The organism is uncultured Psychrobacter sp. (assembly GCF_947500265.1).
GTDB lineage: Bacteria > Pseudomonadota > Gammaproteobacteria > Pseudomonadales > Moraxellaceae > Psychrobacter.
In genome coordinates this window covers 426,557-448,132 of the sequence record NZ_CANMRN010000003.1, presented here as the reverse complement: position 1 = coordinate 448,132, position 21,576 = coordinate 426,557, and the positions used below count along the sequence as shown (strand labels likewise).

Annotated in this window: 18 protein-coding genes and 1 riboswitch; of the genes, 13 read left to right on the top strand and 5 right to left on the bottom strand. The window is 43.1% G+C overall.

Translation table 11 applies throughout. The features are described from left to right. Nucleotides 1-64: 64 nt before the first annotated feature. Nucleotides 65-2,179 (bottom strand): phosphomethylpyrimidine synthase ThiC, encoded by a 2,115-nt coding sequence (gene thiC, locus Q0788_RS06795; protein WP_298808938.1) that lies wholly within the window; start codon nucleotides 2,177-2,179, stop codon nucleotides 65-67. Between the two features lie 248 nt (nucleotides 2,180-2,427). After that, a riboswitch (TPP riboswitch) is annotated at nucleotides 2,428-2,572 on the bottom strand. A 292-nt stretch (nucleotides 2,573-2,864) separates the two neighbouring features. Between thiC and pstS the strand changes: the two genes are divergently transcribed. From pstS to phoU, 5 genes are all read left to right on the top strand, one after another. Beyond that, nucleotides 2,865-4,031: a phosphate ABC transporter substrate-binding protein PstS gene (gene pstS, locus Q0788_RS06790; protein ID WP_101211185.1), complete on the top strand. Its 1,167-nt coding sequence runs from the start codon at nucleotides 2,865-2,867 to the stop codon at nucleotides 4,029-4,031. Between the two features lie 209 nt (nucleotides 4,032-4,240). After that, nucleotides 4,241-5,194, top strand: coding sequence for a phosphate ABC transporter permease subunit PstC (gene pstC, locus Q0788_RS06785; protein WP_101204645.1), 954 nt, complete (start codon nucleotides 4,241-4,243; stop codon nucleotides 5,192-5,194). Nucleotides 5,195-5,255: 61 nt separating this feature from the next. Further along, nucleotides 5,256-6,161, top strand: coding sequence for a phosphate ABC transporter permease PstA (gene pstA, locus Q0788_RS06780; protein ID WP_298808936.1), 906 nt, complete (start codon nucleotides 5,256-5,258; stop codon nucleotides 6,159-6,161). 250 nt (nucleotides 6,162-6,411) lie between these two features. Next, on the top strand, nucleotides 6,412-7,170 hold the full coding sequence (gene pstB, locus Q0788_RS06775) for a phosphate ABC transporter ATP-binding protein PstB (RefSeq protein WP_298809042.1): 759 nt from the start codon (nucleotides 6,412-6,414) through the stop codon (nucleotides 7,168-7,170). A 119-nt stretch (nucleotides 7,171-7,289) separates the two neighbouring features. Next, nucleotides 7,290-8,072 (top strand): phosphate signaling complex protein PhoU, encoded by a 783-nt coding sequence (phoU, locus tag Q0788_RS06770; protein ID WP_298808935.1) that lies wholly within the window; start codon nucleotides 7,290-7,292, stop codon nucleotides 8,070-8,072. Nucleotides 8,073-8,171: 99 nt separating this feature from the next. Here the strand turns inward: phoU and Q0788_RS06765 are convergent, their stop codons facing one another. Both Q0788_RS06765 and argH read right to left on the bottom strand, forming a co-directional pair. Then, nucleotides 8,172-8,462, bottom strand: a complete 291-nt coding sequence (locus Q0788_RS06765; protein ID WP_201579278.1) for an oxidative damage protection protein — start codon at nucleotides 8,460-8,462, stop codon at nucleotides 8,172-8,174. Nucleotides 8,463-8,778: 316 nt separating this feature from the next. Beyond that, nucleotides 8,779-10,152: an argininosuccinate lyase gene (gene argH / locus Q0788_RS06760; RefSeq protein WP_298809039.1), complete on the bottom strand. Its 1,374-nt coding sequence runs from the start codon at nucleotides 10,150-10,152 to the stop codon at nucleotides 8,779-8,781. A 239-nt stretch (nucleotides 10,153-10,391) separates the two neighbouring features. Here argH and Q0788_RS06755 point away from each other — a divergent pair, with 239 nt between their 5' ends. The 6 genes from Q0788_RS06755 (at nucleotide 10,392) to Q0788_RS06730 (ending at nucleotide 16,490) form a co-directional block, all read left to right on the top strand. Next, nucleotides 10,392-11,417, top strand: coding sequence for a histidine kinase (locus tag Q0788_RS06755; protein WP_298808934.1), 1,026 nt, complete (start codon nucleotides 10,392-10,394; stop codon nucleotides 11,415-11,417). A 329-nt stretch (nucleotides 11,418-11,746) separates the two neighbouring features. After that, a complete protein-coding gene (locus Q0788_RS06750) occupies nucleotides 11,747-12,484 on the top strand; it encodes a LytTR family DNA-binding domain-containing protein (RefSeq protein WP_102078269.1) in 738 nt (245 codons plus the stop codon). 228 nt (nucleotides 12,485-12,712) lie between these two features. After that, nucleotides 12,713-13,747 (top strand): hydroxymethylbilane synthase, encoded by a 1,035-nt coding sequence (gene hemC / locus Q0788_RS06745; protein WP_298808933.1) that lies wholly within the window; start codon nucleotides 12,713-12,715, stop codon nucleotides 13,745-13,747. Between the two features lie 186 nt (nucleotides 13,748-13,933). Next, nucleotides 13,934-14,851, top strand: coding sequence for a uroporphyrinogen-III synthase (locus Q0788_RS06740; RefSeq protein WP_298808932.1), 918 nt, complete (start codon nucleotides 13,934-13,936; stop codon nucleotides 14,849-14,851). A gap of 60 nt (nucleotides 14,852-14,911) precedes the next feature. Continuing rightward, entirely contained in the window at nucleotides 14,912-15,946 is a 1,035-nt protein-coding gene (locus tag Q0788_RS06735; protein WP_298808931.1) for a hypothetical protein, read from the top strand. Nucleotides 15,947-15,998: 52 nt separating this feature from the next. Next, a complete protein-coding gene (locus Q0788_RS06730; RefSeq protein ID WP_298808930.1) occupies nucleotides 15,999-16,490 on the top strand; it encodes a thioesterase family protein in 492 nt (163 codons plus the stop codon). 141 nt (nucleotides 16,491-16,631) lie between these two features. On the opposite strand, the gene ribBA is transcribed toward Q0788_RS06730, so the two are convergent. Next, nucleotides 16,632-17,744: a bifunctional 3,4-dihydroxy-2-butanone-4-phosphate synthase/GTP cyclohydrolase II gene (gene ribBA / locus Q0788_RS06725; RefSeq protein ID WP_298808929.1), complete on the bottom strand. Its 1,113-nt coding sequence runs from the start codon at nucleotides 17,742-17,744 to the stop codon at nucleotides 16,632-16,634. A 344-nt stretch (nucleotides 17,745-18,088) separates the two neighbouring features. Continuing rightward, on the bottom strand, nucleotides 18,089-19,378 hold the full coding sequence (locus Q0788_RS06720) for a replication-associated recombination protein A (RefSeq protein ID WP_298808928.1): 1,290 nt from the start codon (nucleotides 19,376-19,378) through the stop codon (nucleotides 18,089-18,091). A 444-nt stretch (nucleotides 19,379-19,822) separates the two neighbouring features. Here Q0788_RS06720 and Q0788_RS06715 point away from each other — a divergent pair, with 444 nt between their 5' ends. Continuing rightward, nucleotides 19,823-20,353 (top strand): type IV secretion protein Rhs, encoded by a 531-nt coding sequence (locus Q0788_RS06715; RefSeq protein WP_298808927.1) that lies wholly within the window; start codon nucleotides 19,823-19,825, stop codon nucleotides 20,351-20,353. Nucleotides 20,354-20,564: 211 nt separating this feature from the next. Next, entirely contained in the window at nucleotides 20,565-21,497 is a 933-nt protein-coding gene (locus Q0788_RS06710) for a hypothetical protein (RefSeq protein ID WP_298808926.1), read from the top strand. Nucleotides 21,498-21,576 lie beyond the last annotated feature (79 nt).

Genomic DNA, 21,576 nt, shown 5'->3' with positions numbered 1-21,576 from the left:
AGATAAGTGTGAAAATACTTAAATAGTAGGGCTTTTTCTATTTTAAAAGTATAGGTTATTGACCCTACACCTCTTTATATAACTGGCGTCCTTCGTTGTTATATTTCTTAGTCATCTCGGCCATGCCTTGGCGAATTTCCTCAGCAGTGGCTTCACCAACTTGTCCGACGAGCTCTGTATCTACCTCTTTGATTAGGTGACCAGCATCGGTTAGGTCACCCGTTTGCGGCGTTACTTTTTGGTTAGCGGCATCTTTATCCAGCCCTGCTGCATATTCACGCACATTTTGAGTGATTTTCATTGAACAAAACTTAGGGCCGCACATAGAGCAGAAGTGTGCCGATTTGTGTGCGTCTTTTGGCAACGTCTCATCATGATATTCGCGTGCAGTATCAGGATCGAGCGCTAGATTGAACTGATCATCCCAGCGGAATTCAAAACGTGCTTTAGATAGCGCATTGTCACGTGCCTGCGCTCCTGGATGACCTTTAGCAAGGTCAGCAGCGTGTGCAGCGATTTTATAAGTAATAATGCCGTCTTTAACGTCTTTTTTGTTTGGTAGACCCAAGTGTTCTTTTGGTGTGACATAGCACAGCATCGCTGTACCAAACCATCCAATCATGGCAGCTCCGATGGCGCTAGTGATGTGGTCATAACCTGGGGCGATGTCTGTGGTTAATGGCCCTAAAGTATAGAAAGGCGCGTCAGCACATAGCTCAAGCTGCAAGTCCATATTTTCTTTAATGCGGTTCATCGCCACGTGTCCAGGGCCTTCGATCATTACCTGTACATCATGCTCCCATGCGACTTTGGTCAATTCACCAAGCGTACGTAGCTCACCGAACTGTGCTTCATCATTGGCATCTTGCAAGCAACCAGGACGTAGGCCATCACCTAGACTAAATGCCACATCGTACTGTTTCATAATTTCGCAGATATTTTCGAAATGCGTATATAAAAAGCTTTCTTTGTGATGGGCTAGACACCACTGCGCCATGATAGAACCACCGCGTGAGACGATACCTGTTAGACGTTTTGCGGTAAGTGGCACATAGCGTAATAGCACGCCAGCGTGAATAGTAAAGTAATCTACGCCTTGCTCTGCTTGCTCGATCAACGTATCACGGAATATCTCCCATGTAAGGTCTTCAGCAACGCCATCTACTTTTTCTAATGCTTGATAAATCGGTACGGTACCAATCGGCACAGGAGAGTTACGGATTAGCCATTCACGGGTTTCATGGATGTGATTGCCCGTTGATAAATCCATAATAGTATCCGCACCCCAACGTGTTGCCCACGTCATTTTGGACACTTCTTCATCGATAGATGAACCCAGCGCTGAGTTACCGATATTGGCATTGATTTTCACCAAGAAATTGCGCCCGATGATCATCGGCTCAGATTCAGGGTGGTTGATGTTGTTTGGGATAATTGCGCGTCCAGCCGCCACTTCATCACGGACAAATTCAGGGGTGATAATTTGAGGCGTATTGGCACCGAAGCTCTCGCCATCGTGTTGACGCATATCGGTCAGTTCATGCTGCTTTTGCGTTTCGCGTATGGCGATATATTCCATCTCAGGGGTGATGATGCCACGACGTGCGTAGTACATTTGCGTGACGTTCTGTCCTGCTTTAGCGCGACGCGGTTTATCAATGTGAGCAAATCTAAGATTGGCAGTGCTGATATCGCGAGCACGTGCTTGTCCATATGAGCTAGATAGGCCGCTTAACTGCTCAGTATCATCGCGTTCTGCGATCCAGTTCTCACGCAGTTTTGGCAATCCACGTGTGAGGTCGATATCGACATTAGGGTCGGTATATACACCTGAGGTGTCATACACATAAAACGGTGGGTTATGCTCACCGTCTTTATCTCCAGTGCCACCAACAGGCGTATCAGCCAAGCTGATTTCACGCATCGGTACTTGGATGTCAGGTCTTGAGCCTTCGATATAGACTTTTCTTGAGGCAGGTAAAATACGGTGTAAGTCGCGCGCATCTTCTTCGAAACGGGCATCACTGGCGGCACGGTGAGCAGGGGTTTTTAGCGCATCTGCTTTTTTATCTGCTTTGACGTTGGTCGTGTCAGCAGCATTAGAAGCAAGCGTTGAGTTGTCGGCTGGGTTATGCGTTTGGGCTTTCGGTGCAATTGAGGTGGTGTCTGCAGTAGTCATATGCTGTCCTAGCGTGTTGGTTTTTGAATAAAATCAACACCGCCAGTATCTGCGGGGGTAGGCATCCATCATCTAGACAAGTTTATATCATGAACCCACAACTTCGACCAAAAAATATCGTCGCGCATGGTGCTCATCAAATATTGGACGCAGCTTTATATCCTCTCTTCTTATCTGGTTATGCATCACGCATATTAAGACAGTAGTGACGATAAAAATGTATTTCTACGCGCCCTTTGTCATAAATAACAAAGTGCTTAAGACTTCCCTGCGTCGGTACTAACCGCATCAGGTTCGGCGGGTGATCTCTCAGCGAATGTATCAAGGCGACTACTTTAATAAAGTAATTTTAATAAAGTGAGCCAAAAATACACCGCACCCCGAGTCTGTCAGTGTTGTAAATCAGCCTTCATATTAACAAAATTCTGTACCAACGGCTAATGGTATTTGGATACAAATATTCTGTGTCAAACACAAGGTTCCATATTTTCGTGAATAATTTTTTGAGTATTGATAGATGAGGATGCTTAATATTACTAGGTTGTAGACAAATTATTCAAATATTATGTAAAGCGAATGAAGGATTCTAGAAGTTGTCATTAAACTGTCATAAAGATTTGGCAAGATAACACGCATATCACAAGCAATGCTTTTTTATACCGTTGTTAAACTTCAGGAGTCCTACATGCGTTATTCGTTATTAGCAGTGGCCGTCAGTTGTACATTAATGCTTACGGCGTGTAATAAGTCAACAGATACGGCGGAGCCAACTGCTGATACTAGCAGTAGCGCTGTGACAACAGCTGAAACAACCTCTCAGACAGCATCTTCTGCTACGTCAGATTTTAAATCTGCTGAAAATATCGCTATGAATATTACAGGTGCAGGTGCGTCATTCCCGCAGCCTATCTATGCGAAATGGTCATATGACTACAATGCTGCGACTGGTGGCCAAGTCAACTATCAGTCGATTGGTTCATCTGGTGGTATCAAACAAATTCAGTCAAAAACAGTAGACTTTGGTGCTTCTGATGCACCAATGACGCCTGAAGAGTTAGACGAAGCAGGTTTGATTCAGTTCCCAACAGTCATCGGTGGTGTTGTACCAATCGTCAATATTGATGGTGTCGAGCCTGGTGCACTGAAGCTAGACGGCACAACGTTGGCTGATATCTATTTGGGTAAAATCAGTAACTGGAATGACCCTGCAATTAAGGCGATGAACCCAGATTTGACCTTGCCAGATGCAGCAATCACAACGGTATTTCGCTCAGACGGTTCAGGTACGACTTTCAACTTCACTGATTATCTTGCCAAGGTTTCACCAGACTGGAAAGACACCGTTGGTGTTGATAAAACTGTCAAGTGGCCGACCTCTGCTACTGGTGCAGGCGGTAAAGGTAACGAAGGCGTTTCAAGCTACGTAAACCGCATGAAAAACTCGATCGGTTATGTTGAGTATGCTTACGCTAAGCAGAATAAGATGTCACATACTGCGCTGAAAAACGCAGCTGGTAACATCGTACAGCCATCTGCTGAGACGTTTGCTGCGGCAGGTGATATCGATTGGTCACAACAAGAAGGCTTTTATAAAGTCATCACCAACTCTGAAACTGACCAAGCATGGCCTATCGCTGCTGCGACCTTTATCTTGGTACATAAGCAACCAGAAAATCCTCAGCAAGTCGCTGGCGTGTTGAACTTCTTTGACTGGGCTTATACCCAAGGTGATGACAGCGCCATGGAACTAGACTACGTACCATTCTCTGACACGGCAGTGGCCTTGTTCAAAGAGAAGTGGAACGAAGTAAAAGGTAGTGATGGACAGCCTGTCTACAAGCCAGCTCAGTAATTTGTTTCTGCTAAATACTATTTAGCATCCTACAAGTTATCCTCTCGAATAACTATTCTCCGGTAGTTGTTTGAGAGGTTTTAACACAGCAAATTCGATGAATACATCCCGATAGATATGCTTACTCATACTGTTTAAGTTTGTTGTGTTAAGACCTGATATACATCTTTTTAATATTTCGATTCATCCCATTCAATGCTGAGACACTTATGACAGACTTAAGGTCCCAACTGGCTAAACAAAAACGTTACGACGCTTTATTTGTGAACTCTACTAAAGCGTTTGCCATACTCGTCCTCCTATCTTTAGGGGGCATTTTGGTGTCTCTAATTGTTGGAGCATGGCCGAGTATTCAAGAGTTTGGTTTGGGATTTTATACCAGCAATAACTGGGATACAGTCGCCAATGAATACGGGGCATTAGCGCCTATTTACGGTACCTTAGTCACCTCATTTATCGCTATTGTTATCGCGGTTCCAGTCAGTTTCGGTATTGCGATATTTTTAACCGAGATGTGCCCTAAGTTCCTCAAAAAACCACTTGGTATCGCCATTGAGTTATTGGCTGGTATCCCATCTATCATTTATGGTATGTGGGGATTGTTCGTATTTGCGCCATTCTTTGGTGATCACATTCAGCCATGGTTCATTGAGCACGTCGGCCCTTTGCCTATTATCGGTAAGCTGTTTGCAGGTGCACCTATGGGGCTGGGTATGTTTACCGCTTCCCTAGTGCTTGCCATTATGATCATACCGTTCATCGCTGCCACCATGCGCGATGTTTTCTCTGTCGTACCAGATTTACTGAAAGAGTCAGCATATGGCATGGGCGCGACGACTTGGGAAGTTATGTTCAAGATTATCCTGCCTTATACCAAAGCTGGTGTCGTTGGTGGTGTGATTTTGGGTCTTGGTCGTGCATTGGGTGAGACGATGGCAGTTACCTTCTTGATTGGTAATGCGTTTAATATCAGTCCAAGCCTATTTACTTCTGGCGTGACGATTACTTCGGCCTTGGCCAATGAGTTTGCTGAAGCGTCTAGTGAGCTACATCTAGCGTCTTTACTACATCTAGGCTTAATCTTATTTGTCATCACCTTCATTGTGCTGTCTTTAGCAAAACTGATGCTCATGCGCATGGATCACAAAGCAGGTAATCGATAGGTCTGTTACCGATTTATTGAACCTTGATAGATATTGATAAAAGATATGGGAAATAAATATTATGCCTGCTAACAATGCGATTAATGCACCACTGCCTACTAAGCCAAACGGCGCTACCCGCTACAATCAAAGCCTGTATAACAAGCGTCGTTTGACCAATAAGTTAGGTCTAGGCTTTGCCATGTCAGCGATGGTTTTTGGCTTATTTTGGTTGTCATGGATTTTGGTGACTTTGTTTGTTGAAGGCTTCCAAGGCATGGTGCAGCTACCAATCTTTACCGCTGATACGCCTCCACCAATGAGTGCGGGCGGCTTACGTAATGCTATCGTTGGTTCGGTCATGTTGGCGTTTTCAGGCTTGTTTATCGGTGCACCTATTGGCCTTATGACAGGTATTTACTTATCTGAGTTTTCTAAAGGCAGTATGCTGGGCAAGGTCACACGCTTTTTAAATGATATTCTATTGTCAGCGCCATCGATTGTCATCGGTCTATTTATCTATGCACTGATGGTAAAAGGTCAAAGTTTCTCTGGTTGGGCAGGCGCGTTGGCATTGGCATTGATTGTTATTCCGGTGGTCGTGCGTACGACAGAAAGCATGCTGAATCTGGTACCTAATAGTCTACGCGAAGCAGCTTATGCGCTAGGGACTCCTAAATGGAAGCTGGTCACTCAGGTCACTGTGAAAGCAGCACGCGCGGGACTGACCACAGGTGTGCTATTGGCTTTTGCTCGAATCACCGGTGAAACAGCGCCGTTACTATTTACCGCACTTAATAATCAATACTTCAGTACTGATATGGGTCAGCCTATTGCTAACTTACCCAATACCATTTACCAGTTTGCGATGAGTCCTTATGACAACTGGCATACATTGGCTTGGGCGGCAGCACTACTTATCACCGCGTCTGTCCTAGTGTTGAATATTTTGGCAAGATTTATCGGTGGTAGAGGTCAGCCTAAATAAGGGCTGAGAGCAGACCAGACCGTAGTACGCTACACGCTAAGCATTTACTTAAACTTATATGAAATTAATTGAGCTAGGTTGAAATATTATGAATGATGTCCTAAGCAACGTCCGTACGAACACGACTGCTGACAACTTTAATACGGCAACAGGCAGCCTATTAAATAGACCCATGTCTACTAGCGCCCAAGCTCAGCAACCAAACACTGCTGATTTTAATAAACAAACGATTCAAGATATTCCTAAGAATATGCCTGCTGCAAAAATGGAAGTTCGAGATCTAAACTTCTATTACGATGATTTTCAGGCATTGAAAAACATCAATATCGATATCGCGGATAAAAAAGTGACCGCTTTTATTGGTCCTTCAGGTTGTGGTAAGTCTACGCTACTGCGTACCTTTAACCGCATGTACGATCTATATCCAGGTATGCGTGCAGAGGGCAATATCAATCTAGATGGCAAAAACATCTTGGGTAAAGACATCGATGTGAACTTACTGCGTGCACAAGTTGGTATGGTTTTTCAGAAGCCAACGCCATTCCCGATGTCAATCTATGACAATGTCGCCTTTGGCGTACGACTATATGAAAAATTAAGCAAAGATGAGCTAGACAATCGCGTGGAGTGGGCTTTGAAAAAATCAGCACTATGGCCAGAAGTAAAAGACAAGCTAAAAGCATCAGGACTGTCGTTATCAGGTGGCCAGCAGCAACGTCTGTGTATCGCTCGTAGTGTGGCGACCAAGCCTGAAGTACTGTTGCTTGATGAGCCGACATCAGCACTGGATCCTATCTCGACGGGTGCTATCGAAGATTTGATCGAAGATCTGAAAAACGACTATACCATCGCTATCGTTACTCACAATATGCAGCAAGCGGCACGCGTATCTGACTATACGGTCTATATGTATCTAGGCGATATGATTGAGATGGGTGAGACCGATCAGATATTCACCAAACCTACCCAAACCGCGACAGAAGACTATATTACAGGTCGTTATGGCTAATATTGATTGAGATTGAAATCGGTACAAGCAGACAAAGCTGATTAGTATGTCATAGGCCGACTTTCTAACTTCATAGGCACACTGCGCTATTAAAATATAGATTCTAGGGAATACCTCTCATGCAAAGTGATAAGCATATCTCCAAAAGTTTTGACCAAGATCTTGATGAAGCCATCCGTTTATTTTTATACATGGGTGATAGCGCGGCTAACCAAGTAGCCAAAGCCATCCATGCTCTTATCGATAAAGATGAAACACTGGCGCAAGAAGTCATCGATATGGATTTCGATATCAATCGAATGGAAGTCGAACTCGACGAGCACATTTTATTATTGGTCGCCAAACGCCAGCCAGCAGCCAGTGATTTGCGCTTAGTCATGTCAATCAGTAAAGGTGTGGTTGATTTGGAACGTATCGGCGATGAAGCGGTAAAAATTGCGCGAATGGCTAGCAAAATAGCGGCAGAAGGTAAATCAGCATACGGCTACGCTGAAGTTCAGCATCTGAGCAATCAAGTTCGTCTGATGCTAAACAACTCGCTAGAAGCTTTTAGTCAATCGAATGCGGAACAAGCGTTTGAAGTGATGCGTAATGATAGCGCGGTCAATACCGAATATCAGTCAGCCATTCGTGCTTTGATGACCTATATTATGGAAGACTCGCGTCATGTATCAAAAGTCATTAATATCATGTGGATATTACGATCGCTAGAGCGTATTGGTGACCATGCACAAAATATCGCAGAGCTAGTGATTAACTATATCAGTGGGCAGGACGTGCGTCATTCAGACTATGCGATGGTCGAAAAAGCGGTGCAAGAAGCCAATGATCGCTTAGCTGCTCGTCAAGTTAGTACATTGTCAGCCAATGAGCTAGAAACGTCAGATAGTGATGAAGGCTGATAGGAAATACATTGATTTTTACCTTATAATAAAAAACGCGCTATAGTGAGCGCGTTTTTTTATAACTACTAAATGTAGCTAGTAGAAAGCCAGTAAATACTAACTTTCTGGTGTCCAGCCTTGTGCGCGCTCATAGTCTTCATTGTCTAAGAACTTATCACGCTGCTCTATTAAAAACTTTTTGGCAGCAGGATCCATCATGCTTAGATGGTTTTCGTTAATAAGCATTGTTTGATGCTCAAGCCACTCTTTCCACGCCTTTTCAGATACGGTCTCTTGCAGCTCTTGACCTTTTTTATTAGGGAAGGGTGGATGCGGCATTTTCGGTAAATCTTGCTTATATTTACGGCAAAACACGGTATTTGCTTGAGGGTTAAAAGTCTCAGTCATAAGGCATTCCTTATTCATTATATTAAGTGGTTAAATCAAATATCATATGAGTCTATGATAACGGTCTTGGTAGATTTAGCAAAGGGTACTAATGTATACCGTCAAGCCTCTATTCATTTGTTATACAGTCTCTGGTAGTTGGTGTATGACAAATACTATCTACGTTTAACCTTTTTATTTAGGATTTAAAGGTAGTGATATTTTGAAAATGACATTGGCCAAACCAGTAGAGGTCATAGGACAAATAAAAACACCCGCATAAGTAGCGGGTGTTAAGTTTAAATTAGCAAGTTGGCTATTATTTGCAAATTAATGATTAAGCAAAGGCTTTTAAGCGAGCACGGCCATTGATCACCGCTTGCTTGACTTGGTTTGGTGCAGTGCCACCTAAATGGTCACGAGCTGCTAATGAGCCTTCTAGCGTTAGATAGTCGAAGACATCTTCACCGATAGCATCGCTAAATTGCTGTAGCTGTGCCAATGACAAATCACTTAGATCAACACCCTCTTTGATGCCTAAAGCAACAGCGTTACCAACGACTTCGTGAGCGTCACGGAATGCCACACCTTGACGTACTAGGTAATCTGCCAAGTCAGTCGCAGTCGCATAGCCTTTCATCGTAGCGGCACGCATGCTTTCTTTGTTTGGCGTGATATTTGGTAGCATATCAGCAAACGCTAATAGTGAACCTGTCAACGTATCAACGCAATCAAACAAAGGCTCTTTGTCTTCTTGATTGTCTTTGTTGTAGGCGAGTGGCTGGCTTTTCATTAGGCTAAGCAAAGTCATCAACTGACCAAAGACGCGTGCCGCTTTACCGCGTACCAACTCAGGTACGTCAGGATTTTTCTTTTGCGGCATGATCGATGAGCCCGTACAGAAGCGATCTGGTATCTGCACAAAATTGAATTGTGCTGACATCCAAAGAATAATCTCTTCGCTCATACGCGACATATGCATCATCAAGATAGAAGCCGCTGAAGTAAACTCAATCGCAAAGTCACGGTCTGAAACGGCATCGAGTGAGTTTTGGCAGATACCTTCAAAACCTAGTAGTTCGGCAGTGATGGTACGATCGATTGGGAAAGTCGTACCAGCAAGCGCTGCGCTACCAAGTGGCATCTGATTGATACGGCGACGTGCATCGACAAGACGCTCAGTATCGCGATACAACATCTCAAACCATGCCATCACGTGATGCCCAAAGCTAACAGGCTGTGCCGTTTGCAAATGAGTAAAGCCTGGCATGATAGTATCAGTATGTTGCTCAGCCAAATCAAGCAAACCACTTTGCAAACGTACTAATAACTCAATAATATTATCAGTCTCTTCGCGCAACCATAGGCGAATGTCTGTGGCTACCTGATCGTTACGGCTACGACCAGTGTGTAGCTTTTTACCAACGGCGCCTATAATGTCAGTCAAACGTGACTCGACGTTCATATGCACGTCTTCAAGGGCGATCGACCAGTTAAACTCACCCGCCTCAATCTCGCGCAATACTTGCTGCAGGCCATCGATAATGGTGGCAACTTCATCAGCAGTTAAAATGTCACATTCTTTTAGCATCGTTGCATGCGCAATCGAGCCTTGAATATCGTGACGGGCGAAGCGTTGGTCAAAGCCCACAGAAGCAGTAAAGGCGGCAACGAAGCTATCTGTCGCTTCACTAAAGCGCCCGCCCCACATTTGTTGGCCTTGGCTACTAGCAGGCGCAGTCTGCGTTGTGGTACTTGTTATCGGAGCATCTGTGCTAAAATCAGAGTCAGATGAACTTTTACTTGATTCAGGATTACTAGGTTTTGAAGAATTGGCGTTCATATCGGTACAAGACAAGTCAAGAGAATAAGAACTCGAGTATAGCAAATGATGAGGTTGCCTTACTAGCTACACGCTTAGAGTTTTTTATTCCTAAACTCATGGAGATCATGAGGCCTTGGCAGTGGCTGACATATATCTTTTTTTGGTCCTTGTTCCTAACGGTAATGGAGCACCATAGCTTAGCCACTTGGTCAGATTTCATGATTCAGTTTGTACGTAGTTTCATTCAAAACGCTCTAACAGTTATTCCCTCACTGTATTTAGTTGACTACCTACGCCCTGCATTTAAAAACGCCAGTATTCTTAGCGTAAGTATGCGGATTGTACTGTTACTGATGTTTGCTGCTGCAGTTTCGATGGCGTTAGTCACACTATCTATGATTAATTTTGGTTGGCTAACATATGATAGTCGCACGTTTATATTGAATATCGTGCTCAATACAGTGTTGGCGGGCGGTTTTACGACTGTATTCTTATTATATTTTTTGCGTAGCTACCGTGAGCTTAATGCACTTAAGCTGTCCTTTGAATATAAATTAACTGCGCAAAACGACCTAATAAAAGCCCGTACGGCTCCACACTTTTTCTTTAATACTATCAATACACTCGTATCTCTGATTGAATCAAACCCGCCTAAAGCTGCTGACTTATTACAGCACGTCTCTGCACTATTCCGTGCTAGTTTTAGTGGTACACGCGAGATTAGCTTTGAAGAAGAGGTTGATCTTTGTGAGCATTATTTGGCAATCGAATCTAGTCGTTTAGCAGACAAGCTCGAAGTCAATTGGAAGTTACCTGAAGAAGATATCATGTATGACATGGTTATCACTGCGCTAACGCTACAAAGCGTGCTAGAGAAAATACTGCTCAATGTGGTAGAGATGACCACAGAAACTATCTGCATTAATATTGAAGTCACGTGGGAACAACACCGAGTCAAAATCATGATTGATGTTGCGCTTCCCAAAAAGACACTAATCTTCAATCATGATTTGCGCCAACATATGAATTTCTATATTCAAGCTGATCGTTTGCGCGCCCATTTTGGACAAAGTGCTGATATCCAAAGCTCGGTAGCCAGCACTCAAATTATCACCATCATCGACTATCCTCTACAAGACGTCGGTTTATAACCGACTGTTCTTTATTAGCTTTCTCCATTTTTTCAACTCTTAAAAGCCTATTTGGCATACTTATTGCATCGCCATGTATAGACGTCATAATTTATATTTGATAAATAATGATTACGAATAAGTAATATCATAACTACCGTGAAACACAATTACACCATATAAAATCTACCGATAGCAGGAGTATATTGTCCGCTATAAAAACTGGTGGTTTTTGTCAGAATTTTATTAAATAATTTAGATTTTATATTCTAAGTGATTGATAATGAGTGCTAATATAGCCGTAATACTATTGAAAAAAATATTAAGTATGTCCTTGGATGGGAGTTTGCATGCGTATCGTAGTTTGTGATGATGAGCCCCTAGCGCGTGAGCGCTTGGTGAGAATTGTACAGGAGTCAGGCCATGAGGTAGTTGCTCAGGCCACAACAGGTGCAGAAGCCATCGTCGCTGTAAAAACCCAGCAGCCAGATATCATATTATTAGATATCCGAATGCCTGAAATGGACGGCGTACGCTGTGCTCAAGAACTTGCCAAACTTGAGCATCCACCAGCGATTATATTTGTGACGGCATACGACCATTATGCGATCGCAGCATTAAAAGCCAATGCAATTGGCTATTTGCTGAAACCTGCAAACAAAGATGAGCTACTAGAGGCATTAAACAAAGCAAAGAACCTAAATGCCGCTCAACTAAACGAAATTCGCAAGCTTGAAGACCCGACAGCACGTCCGATACGTGAACATATCGCTGCTCGTACGCATCGCGGTGTTGAATTGATTAAGCTAAAAGATATCTACTATTTTGCAGCAGATCAAAAATACGTCAAAGTGCGTCACAAAGATGGCATGGTATTGATTGATGAAACGCTAAAAGAGTTAGAGCAAGAATTTGATGATCGTCTGTTCCGAGTACATCGCAATGCCATCATCAACCTTAGTTATTTGGACTTTTTAGAAACCCTAGACGCAGGCCAGTATCAGATACGTTTTAAAGGTATTGATGAGACGCTAGCGGTCAGTCGTCGTCACTTACCTGCCTTACGTGATAAAATTCAAAGTATGTAATAGGCTGTCCTGATAGCGACCAATCATTCCATATCATCAAACCCTTATTTATGCTTAAATAGGGGTATTTTTTTGCGTCAGCATCTACTATTAATCATTTGAGTCGCCTATTCTTTGGCAAATTTACCCTATCGAGTAATATCGATATTATTCAGTATAAAGATGAACAGTACTGACATTGGGAATATAGCCATTATGGTATTAGTATCGAACTTATTGAGGCCCTTTATGAGCAATCCGCAGCAACCTGTTTTGACTACTCTAAATATCGCTACACGTCAAAGTCCTTTAGCCTTATGGCAGGCCGAGCATATTCGCGATCGTTTATTGGCATTGTATCCCAATCTGACGATTAATTTACTAAAAATTGTCACTAAGGGTGACAAGATTTTGGACACGCCTTTGGCCAAAATCGGTGGTAAAGGATTGTTTGTAAAAGAGCTTGAGCAAGCGCTGTATGACAAGCAAGCCGATATTGCAGTGCACTCGCTAAAAGATGTACCGATGCAGCTTCCCGAAGGCCTCACATTAGGCGTCTACTGTAAACGCGCCTCACCAACAGATGCCTTTGTCTCAAACACTTATAATAGTATTGATGAGCTACCACAAGGTGCAGTCGTTGGGACATCAAGTTTACGTCGTCAATGCCAGATCAAAGCCTATCGTCCTGACCTGCAGATCAAAACATTGCGCGGCAATGTCGGCACTCGTTTGGGCAAGCTAGATGCTGGTGAATACGATGCCATTATTCTGGCAACGAGCGGCTTGCAGCGTATTGAGCTAGACGAGAGAATACGCGGTGAGCTTGATATCGCAGCTTGCTTGCCTGCAGTTGGACAAGGTGCCTTAGCAATCGAATGCCGTGAAGGTGATGAAGAAGTCCTCAAATTACTTGCACCACTCAATGATGATAAAGCCCGTATTCGACTTATCGCTGAGCGTGCTCTGAACCGTCATTTAGAGGGCGGCTGCCAAGTACCGATCGCCGCTTATGCAGTTCTGCAGACAGCTGAAGAAACCAGTGTTAATAATGATAACAATGGTGATAACGGCAATAACGATAGTGGGAATGTGCTATGGCTACGCGGTCGAGTGGGTCAGGCCGATGGTAGCGAATTGTTGAAGGCAGACAAACGAGCTACGTTGGTTGGGACACAAGCCGAGCAAGAAGCCCAAGCCAACCAACTAGGTATCGATGTCGCAGAAATACTACTTGCTGATGGCGCAGGAGATATTTTGTCAGCGATATATCAGCCTGAGTAGTACGAGTACTGTTGCTATAGGTTGGATTAACCGTAAGATAGGCTGATCTAAGCATCAGCCATTTTTGTAGACTTAAGTCTTTTTCACTCTTTCGTTTTTTGTCATGGTATATCGATGTCATCAATGCCAACTCAATCTACATACATAACTTCTCATAAGAATTGTTCTAATGATAAGTCAAACGTAATGCCGCAAATTGTCATCAATACTCGCCCAGTAGAGCGAGCAGCACCGTTGACGCAGCATTTGCAAGTAGCAGGATTGATAGTGGTTGATATGCCAATGTTGACGCTACGACCACGTCAAACAACTGATCTAGATATTGCATTAATGCATCAGTGGATGGCGGGGGAGTACAAAGCACTTGTTGTCGTAAGTCCAACTGCAGCGGCTTCAGGGCTAGTCGCTTGGCAATCACTTGAACATGAAAAGCGTAAATACAAAGCGAAAGACGGTAATGACAACTATGCGCAGAGATTGTCAAAAGGTTTGTCATTACCTAGCCCTCTGGTTGCAGTTGGTGAAGCAACGGCAGCAGAGTTCAGTCAGGTGCGTATAGATACAACAGACTATCAAATACTTCAGCCTGAGACGGCCAATAACGAAGGCATGCTAGCAATGACTGAAATTGATAGCTTACAAGCAGGCGATAAATTGCTGATATGGCGCGGGCTTGGCGGACGACGATTATTGGTTGATACATTGCAGGCGCGCGGTGTACATATCGATAGTATTGCTTGGTACGAGCGTACGATGCCTATCGATGCAATGGCTGAGTACCAGCAGTGGCAACAAGCGTTTCTTACTCATAGTACTGCTTCACCAAAGCAGCCAAAGCCAATTGTCGTCATCAGCAGTGCGGCAGCTTTTGAGCATTGGTCAAATATCGTCAATGACGAGCAATCGAAGACGTTAAAAAAAGAGCAAAATTCTGATGCAGTGGCTGATATAGAACAGCGTCTATCGTTTACGTTAAAAGATTTCTCCTACGTTGTGTTGGGTGAGCGTCTTGCCAATATGGTTGCAGCACAGCAGTTGAGCTACTGGCGAGTAGAGGACTTATCACCAGATACGATTCTCTCAGCCATTAATTCTAAAATATAATACCTTAAACTTCTCATTTGCTTTAAACATGTTTATCTATACCAATAACGGTACTGCCTTATGTCAATGAATTCTGAGTCCTTATCTAAGGATCCTTCTACTGTTCAGCAGCGCCGGCAAGCAAATATTTTGCTGCTACGGATGCAATGGCTGGTTATCTTATTACTGATCGCTGCATTATTGTGGCTATATATTAGTCAGCAGCGCTTTCAGCATAGTGTCAACGATCGTTTGCAGAGTAATGAGCAAGTAATCAGTCGACTAAACGAAATGGACGATCGTTTATTTGCCATGAGTCAGCAGACGTTGCCAGAGCCTAGAGTTAAGGCCAGTAGCCAAGCGCAGAATCAGTTGGACCTATTGCGTATCCAAATTAAAGCGGCTGATAGACTGTTGGCGGATAGTAGTGACAGTGCCGCGATTGAGCTCTTGCGAGGTTTACATTGGCAGTTGTCGCAAAGCAGTAATGAGATTGCGCCTGCGCTAACCATCGTTATCAAGCAAAGTTTGCTCAAAGATATTGAGCGTCTGCAGGCACAAAGCTCGCAGCCAAGCGCGTGGCAAATACAAAATCTTGCGATTCAAAATATTCAGGAGTTTTTGCACAGTCATGAGCGTCTTGGCAGTTATGAAGGTACGGATTTACAGCGTCGAGAGCTGGTAAATGCAGCTATTGAAAATAAACAGCAGCCTAAAGTAACCAATGCCACTGATGCCCCAGCGGCTAGTGGTACAAACTTAACGCGTCATCAGCTCACTATCCATGAAGTCATCATGACGTTGAATCTAGCAAGCCAAGCCAGCAATATGCGTAAGCAAGATCAACTGGTCAGCTATTTGACGCAAGCACGCAAACAGTTAAAAACGTTGGTGCCTAAGGCCTCAACTAGCGACAATAAAAAGTCAGTACAAGCTGGCGCGATTGGCATTGTACAAGCCGATAAAAAACCAGTCGATGGTCAAAGTAATCTTGAGACAATGAAAGCACCGAGTGACATACCAGAAGTAATTGTATGGCTGAATCAGTTGATTGCTCATGCACCAAAACCAACGCCATTATTGACGACAGAAATCTTAGACAAGCCTCAACGCTAACAAAAGCTAGTCGCAATAGCTAATACAGAAAATATAAAACGTAAGGTAAGCAATGACCCATCCTAATGAAAAGTCAGCATCTATATCTGATGTAGCAAACGAACACTGCCCTGAATTACTAGCTCATTATCCTGTTATTCATCATCAGCCGATACAGTGGGGAGAGATGGATGCCTTCAATCACCTGAATAATGTGGTTTACTATCGTTACGCTGAGTCAGCACGTATTAGTTACTTGCATGCGCTAGGTATGTTTGATGGCAGTATGGTCACTGTTTTAGCCCAGTCTAGCTGTCAGTATTTACACCCAGTTACCTATCCTGATACGTTATTGTTAGGGGTTCGTTGTAAGCGTTTGGGCAATACGAGTATGGCGATGGAATATAGTTACTATAGTACCGCGCAAGAAACAATCGTTGCTACGGCAGAGGCTGTGGTAGTGCGTCTGGATAGTGAGGGAAAAGGTAAATTGCCATGGACAGCAGCAGAGTGTCAACAGCTGCTAGCAATGGAAGCCAAGTTTGGTCATACGCCTGAGCTTTAGATTGGTTTCTATATAAATCGATGATTCATTTTTTCAAAAAAATTATCATAAATTAAAAGCTAAAAACAAAAAAGGCACGCTAACATCATGTCAGCGTGCCTTTTTAATAACTCATTCTTCAACTAAACTCTTAAACAGTTTTTAGTCTTGTTGCGGCGCATGAACAAAGTCAACCACGTTTAGATCAAAACCTGACAATGCAAAAAACTTCATTGGCGATGATAATAAGCGCATATCACGGACACCTAAATGACGTAATATCTGTGCACCAACACCGATGCTACGATATGGCTGTTGCGTGATGGTTGATTGAGACTCATTGTCTGCGGCTTTGTCCAGCGCATCTCCCAAATCAACTGGCTGATTGCTACCAATCCATACCAACACACCGCGATCTGAAGCACTGATTTCTTCTAGTGCTGACTGTACGCTCCAGCCACTACGGCCAGTCATATCATTTTTAGCTGCAAACAAATCGCGTAATGGGTGGAAGCCATGCACGCGTACAGTGCTGACGCCTTCGCTAACATCACCTTTTACCAAGGCTAAATGTGTTTCTTCAGCGCCAAACTCACGGAAGCGATGTAGCGTAAAAGTACCGTGTTCAGTTTCAAACGGATGTGACTCAATTTCTTCTACCGTTTGCTCATTAGCGATACGGTAATTGATAAGGTCAGCAATCGTGCCTATCTTGATGTCATGTTCTTTTGCAAATATTTCAAGGTCGTCACGGCGCGCCATCGTACCATCTGCATTGATAATCTCTACAATCACCGCTGCTGGCTCTAGACCCGCTAAACGTGCTAAATCACAACCCGCTTCTGTATGGCCTGCACGGTGAAGAACACCGCCGTTTTGGGCCATAATTGGAAAAATATGTCCAGGCTGAACGATGTCTTCAGGCTTTGCTGATGAAGATACCGCTGCCTGAATAGTACGTGCACGATCACCAGCAGAAATACCCGTGGTGACGCCTTCAGCCGCTTCAATCGAGACAGTAAAATTGGTGCTAAATTTAGCCTCGTTACGATCTGACATCAGTGGCAGTGCCAATTGCTGGCAACGTGCTTGTGATAAGGTCAAACAAACTAGACCACGCGCGTGAGTAATCATAAAGTTAATATCTTCAGGGCGCACATGCGTCGCTGCCATGATGATATCACCTTCGTTTTCGCGGTCTTCATCATCCATCAAGATGACCATTTTTCCAGCACGAATGTCTTCGATAATCTCAGGAATTGTATTTAAACTCATAGTAAATCTCAATATTTTATTATTTATACATAGGTGTCATTTAGAATATAAGGCTCTATCTGCTTATTGTAGCAGTAGATAATACAAAGCGCTGTTACGGTCAAGCAAAGCGCTACTACGGTCAAGTAAGTCGCGCTATAAGCAATATAATTTGATATAAAAGTGACTCGCTTAATTGCTTGTATATATCATTATGAGGTTATTTTAACGCTTTTCAGCGTCACGTGCTGCGCCATCTTCCCACTATATCGTTCAGTATGTCAAAAATAGTCATAAATATTATCAATGAACATTAAAACTGACTCGTAAATCTGTGCGTTATATTTTATTGATCTATATCACAGTTAGTCATTGCTCGCTGCTTGGCTTTTTAGCCAGTCCATAAATTGCTTACTGTGCTGCTCACGCTGATTATCTGCAAACTCGTAAAAACTGGTACCAACCAAATTATCTGGTAAGTAGCTTTGAGGATAGTAATGGTTAGGATAATCGTGCGGGTAAGTATAACCCTGACCGTAGCCTTGACTACGCATCAGTTTGGTCACACCATTGCGCAAATGTAGCGGTACAGGTGAGGCATCTTTTTCAGCCAACGCCATCGCAGCATTGATCGCTTTATAAGTGCTATTGCTTTTGGCACTGGTTGCTAGATACACCACAACTTGCCCTAAAATAATACGTGCTTCTGGCATACCAATAGATTGCACACTACGCAATGCTGCATCAGCTAGGAGTAAGGCATTAGGATTGGCATTACCGATATCTTCACTGGCCAAAATCACCAATCGCCGCGCAATAAAATCAGCAGGCTCACCGCCTACGAGCATACGTGCCATCCAATATAATGCCGCATCCGGATCTGAGCCACGGACTGACTTTATCATCGCTGAGATAATATCGTAATGCTGCTCACCATCTTTGTCATATCTTACCAAAGCAGTCTGTGCCACTCTGCTGACCAATTCATCATCAATAATCACTGGCGACTGTTTGGCATCAGCGGTCTGAATGGCTAACTCTAATAAATTTAGCGCTTTTCTAGCATCACCATGAGCCAGCTGACTAATGGTATCTTTTGCTTGTAAATCGACGGTTAACTTTTTGAGTATATTGTCTTCCAAGAGCGCTCGTTGCAGCACAGCACTTATCTGCTCAGGTGTTAACGGCTCTAAACGATAAACTTGGCAACGTGATAAGAGAGCGTTGTTGACGCTAAATGACGGGTTTTCAGTGGTAGCACCAATCAGAGTAATATCACCAGACTCTACCGCACCTAATAGCGCATCTTGCTGTGCTTTATTAAAGCGATGAATCTCATCGATGAATACCACAGGTGATTCAAGTGCCAGTGAATCCTTATTATCTAAGACTTCACGTAACTGTTTGACCCCAGTATTTAAAGCTGAGAGCGCATGAAAAGGTCGACTAACAGCATCAGCTAACAACATCGCAATGGTCGTTTTACCAATACCTGCTTCACCGTGCAGGATAATAGATGGCAGATGCCCTTGCTCTACTAAGCGTCGTAACGGTGCACCAGCTGCCAGCAAATGCTCTTGACCAATGATATCGGTAAGAGAAGTAGGGCGCATACGCTGAGCAAGGGGGGTATCGGCATGGAAGTTAGGTGGCATAAGACTCTCTATCGAAAAATGAAAAAACTATTTACTAGCTGCAATGGTAGTAACGGCAAGGTCTCTATAGTTAAATTTAAATAACAGCATAATAGGCTAACTTCACCATTCTCATTGGACTTTAACACTCGTATACGTTTGGCATGATTTTCGCAGCAATTTTATAATAGTAATGAGTATTAGACATCAGCAGTAGAAGTAAGCTAGTTTATAAGGATGGTACTTGTTATAAGTCATACAGGCTAGGCTAACGCAAAAATATGTTAATGAAAGCTAACTAAGCGTATAGCTTGTGTCCCGAGCACTTTAGTTTTCATCATTTACCTATATTAACGGCTCTACTATTAACAGTTCTACCGTATTGATGGGAAAATTTGGCTAATTACGACTGTTAACTATTAAACACTAAAAATGGCTTATCAAATATAAGGTATTGCATTAACGATGTCTGAACCGACTCTTAAACGCTTATTCAATCGCTACTTGCGTACTGATACAGGCAAGCAGCAATCACGTTATCTGACAGTTGGCGAGATAGCATTGGCGTATTCAGTATTTGGTGACAGCATAAAACTTGATGAAGTGCAGTTAAAGACAGCGTGGTGGGTACTAAAACATTATGCAGTCAGTCCTAATGGCAATATTTATTTTAATTCAGTCGATTGGATTACGGATTTTAGCGAAGCTCCGCTGAGTAAACAGAGCTGGCTTATACATGAGCTAACGCACGTATGGCAGTTACAGCAAGGCTTAAAAGTGGTACGCGGAGCGATTATCAACCGAAAATACGACTACGTGTTAGAAACAGGCAAATCATTTTTTAAATATGGTATTGAGCAGCAGGCACGCATGGTACAAGACTATTTTGTACGTCGTCAGCGTGGTCAGAACTGCCAAGAGTGGGAAGCTTGTATTCCATTTTTGACAGAGCAGCCTATTAATGCAAAAAATACTGATAATCCATCAATCATTTAATTTTTAAAAGTAACAGTAAGCTTGGCTCTGATAAGTCATAACCGAACTATAGAACGATACATTAACTGAAACACAGGTCAGTTGGATAAATACTGGATAACTATATTGGACAATTTAACAGTTAGTTGTGTTGCTCAAAATCAAAGAATAATGAACCGCAGTTGTAATTTACCCTTTAATAATTTTGCTTTACCAAAGGATATGCACTCTCATGTTTAAATTTTTGTCAGTAAAGCCTAATGTTGATACTCGATATCCACCGACCTTGCTTGTAGCCGTATTATCAGGAATGTTGTTTTTGACAGGCTGTCAGCAGTCTGACACATCGCCTGTAGCTGATGACAGTCAAACCAGTGAAAAAACAAGCATAGAAGACAGTAAGCCTATGCCAAAAAGTGACTCAGCTGCGGCGCGCATAAAACAATTTCAGCCGATATATGTCGCACAGGCGCAAAGTTTACAGAGACGATTGCAAGCAGAATATGAGTCATTGCAAGCGGCAGATGCGTCAGACAGTGAGGAACTATTATTACTGAATACTAATAATAGTGAAAATACAGATAGTAATAACGAGGTAGCGACTGATAATACTGCTCCTATCGCAAATACTACTGCTACTAGTTCTAAAGAAGTGGTGTCATCGAATAACGATATCGCCCCGATAGACAGCAATCCAAATGTAGATGCAGAGGTTGACGTCAATACTAGCACTGAAGTTGGTGAGCGTGACTTAACGGTGTTAAAACGTATCAGTCTTGAGCCGCGTAAACCTGTTATGTTGACCGAGGATCAAATCATAGAACGATATCATCAAACTATGGATGCTTTATATCAACCGGTGACAACCCCGCTGAGCGCAGAGGATTCTGATACATTAATCAATATGGCGACGTTGGTTCCGCAGTTATTTGAGCATGCAGAGATTGCTGGCAGAGTGAGTGCAAAAAGTCCGGCTCTTGCCCGTTTAATTATTCAGCATCAGGTATGGGAGCAAATAGAAGCTCAGCAAGTGGTTGATATGCAGCAAATGAAACAGAAGCAGCAACAAGAGTTTGAAGCTTTGATGGCTAAGTTTAATGAAACCATCGAAGGATACGATGAGCAGATTGCCAAATATGAGCAAACGTTAAAAGAGTTTCAGTAACTGATTATAATTTCATAAACTTATTTAGTTAGTCATTTCTCATAAAACAGTTAGTAACGAATAAAGAGAATTAAGACAA

Bases quoted from the DNA above. Each gene is read 5' to 3' on its own strand.
- thiC (WP_298808938.1), bottom strand. From the start codon at position 2,179: ATGACTACTGCAGACACCACCTCAATTGCACCGAAAGCCCAAACGCAT.
- pstS (WP_101211185.1), top strand. From the start codon at position 2,865: ATGCGTTATTCGTTATTAGCAGTGGCCGTCAGTTGTACATTAATGCTT.
- pstC (WP_101204645.1), top strand. From the start codon at position 4,241: ATGACAGACTTAAGGTCCCAACTGGCTAAACAAAAACGTTACGACGCT.
- pstA (WP_298808936.1), top strand. From the start codon at position 5,256: ATGCCTGCTAACAATGCGATTAATGCACCACTGCCTACTAAGCCAAAC.
- pstB (WP_298809042.1), top strand. From the start codon at position 6,412: ATGCCTGCTGCAAAAATGGAAGTTCGAGATCTAAACTTCTATTACGAT.
- phoU (WP_298808935.1), top strand. From the start codon at position 7,290: ATGCAAAGTGATAAGCATATCTCCAAAAGTTTTGACCAAGATCTTGAT.
- Q0788_RS06765 (WP_201579278.1), bottom strand. From the start codon at position 8,462: ATGACTGAGACTTTTAACCCTCAAGCAAATACCGTGTTTTGCCGTAAA.
- argH (WP_298809039.1), bottom strand. From the start codon at position 10,152: ATGTGGGGCGGGCGCTTTAGTGAAGCGACAGATAGCTTCGTTGCCGCC.
- Q0788_RS06755 (WP_298808934.1), top strand. From the start codon at position 10,392: ATGAGGCCTTGGCAGTGGCTGACATATATCTTTTTTTGGTCCTTGTTC.
- Q0788_RS06750 (WP_102078269.1), top strand. From the start codon at position 11,747: ATGCGTATCGTAGTTTGTGATGATGAGCCCCTAGCGCGTGAGCGCTTG.
- hemC (WP_298808933.1), top strand. From the start codon at position 12,713: ATGAGCAATCCGCAGCAACCTGTTTTGACTACTCTAAATATCGCTACA.
- Q0788_RS06740 (WP_298808932.1), top strand. From the start codon at position 13,934: ATGCCGCAAATTGTCATCAATACTCGCCCAGTAGAGCGAGCAGCACCG.
- Q0788_RS06735 (WP_298808931.1), top strand. From the start codon at position 14,912: ATGTCAATGAATTCTGAGTCCTTATCTAAGGATCCTTCTACTGTTCAG.
- Q0788_RS06730 (WP_298808930.1), top strand. From the start codon at position 15,999: ATGACCCATCCTAATGAAAAGTCAGCATCTATATCTGATGTAGCAAAC.
- ribBA (WP_298808929.1), bottom strand. From the start codon at position 17,744: ATGAGTTTAAATACAATTCCTGAGATTATCGAAGACATTCGTGCTGGA.
- Q0788_RS06720 (WP_298808928.1), bottom strand. From the start codon at position 19,378: ATGCCACCTAACTTCCATGCCGATACCCCCCTTGCTCAGCGTATGCGC.
- Q0788_RS06715 (WP_298808927.1), top strand. From the start codon at position 19,823: ATGTCTGAACCGACTCTTAAACGCTTATTCAATCGCTACTTGCGTACT.
- Q0788_RS06710 (WP_298808926.1), top strand. From the start codon at position 20,565: ATGTTTAAATTTTTGTCAGTAAAGCCTAATGTTGATACTCGATATCCA.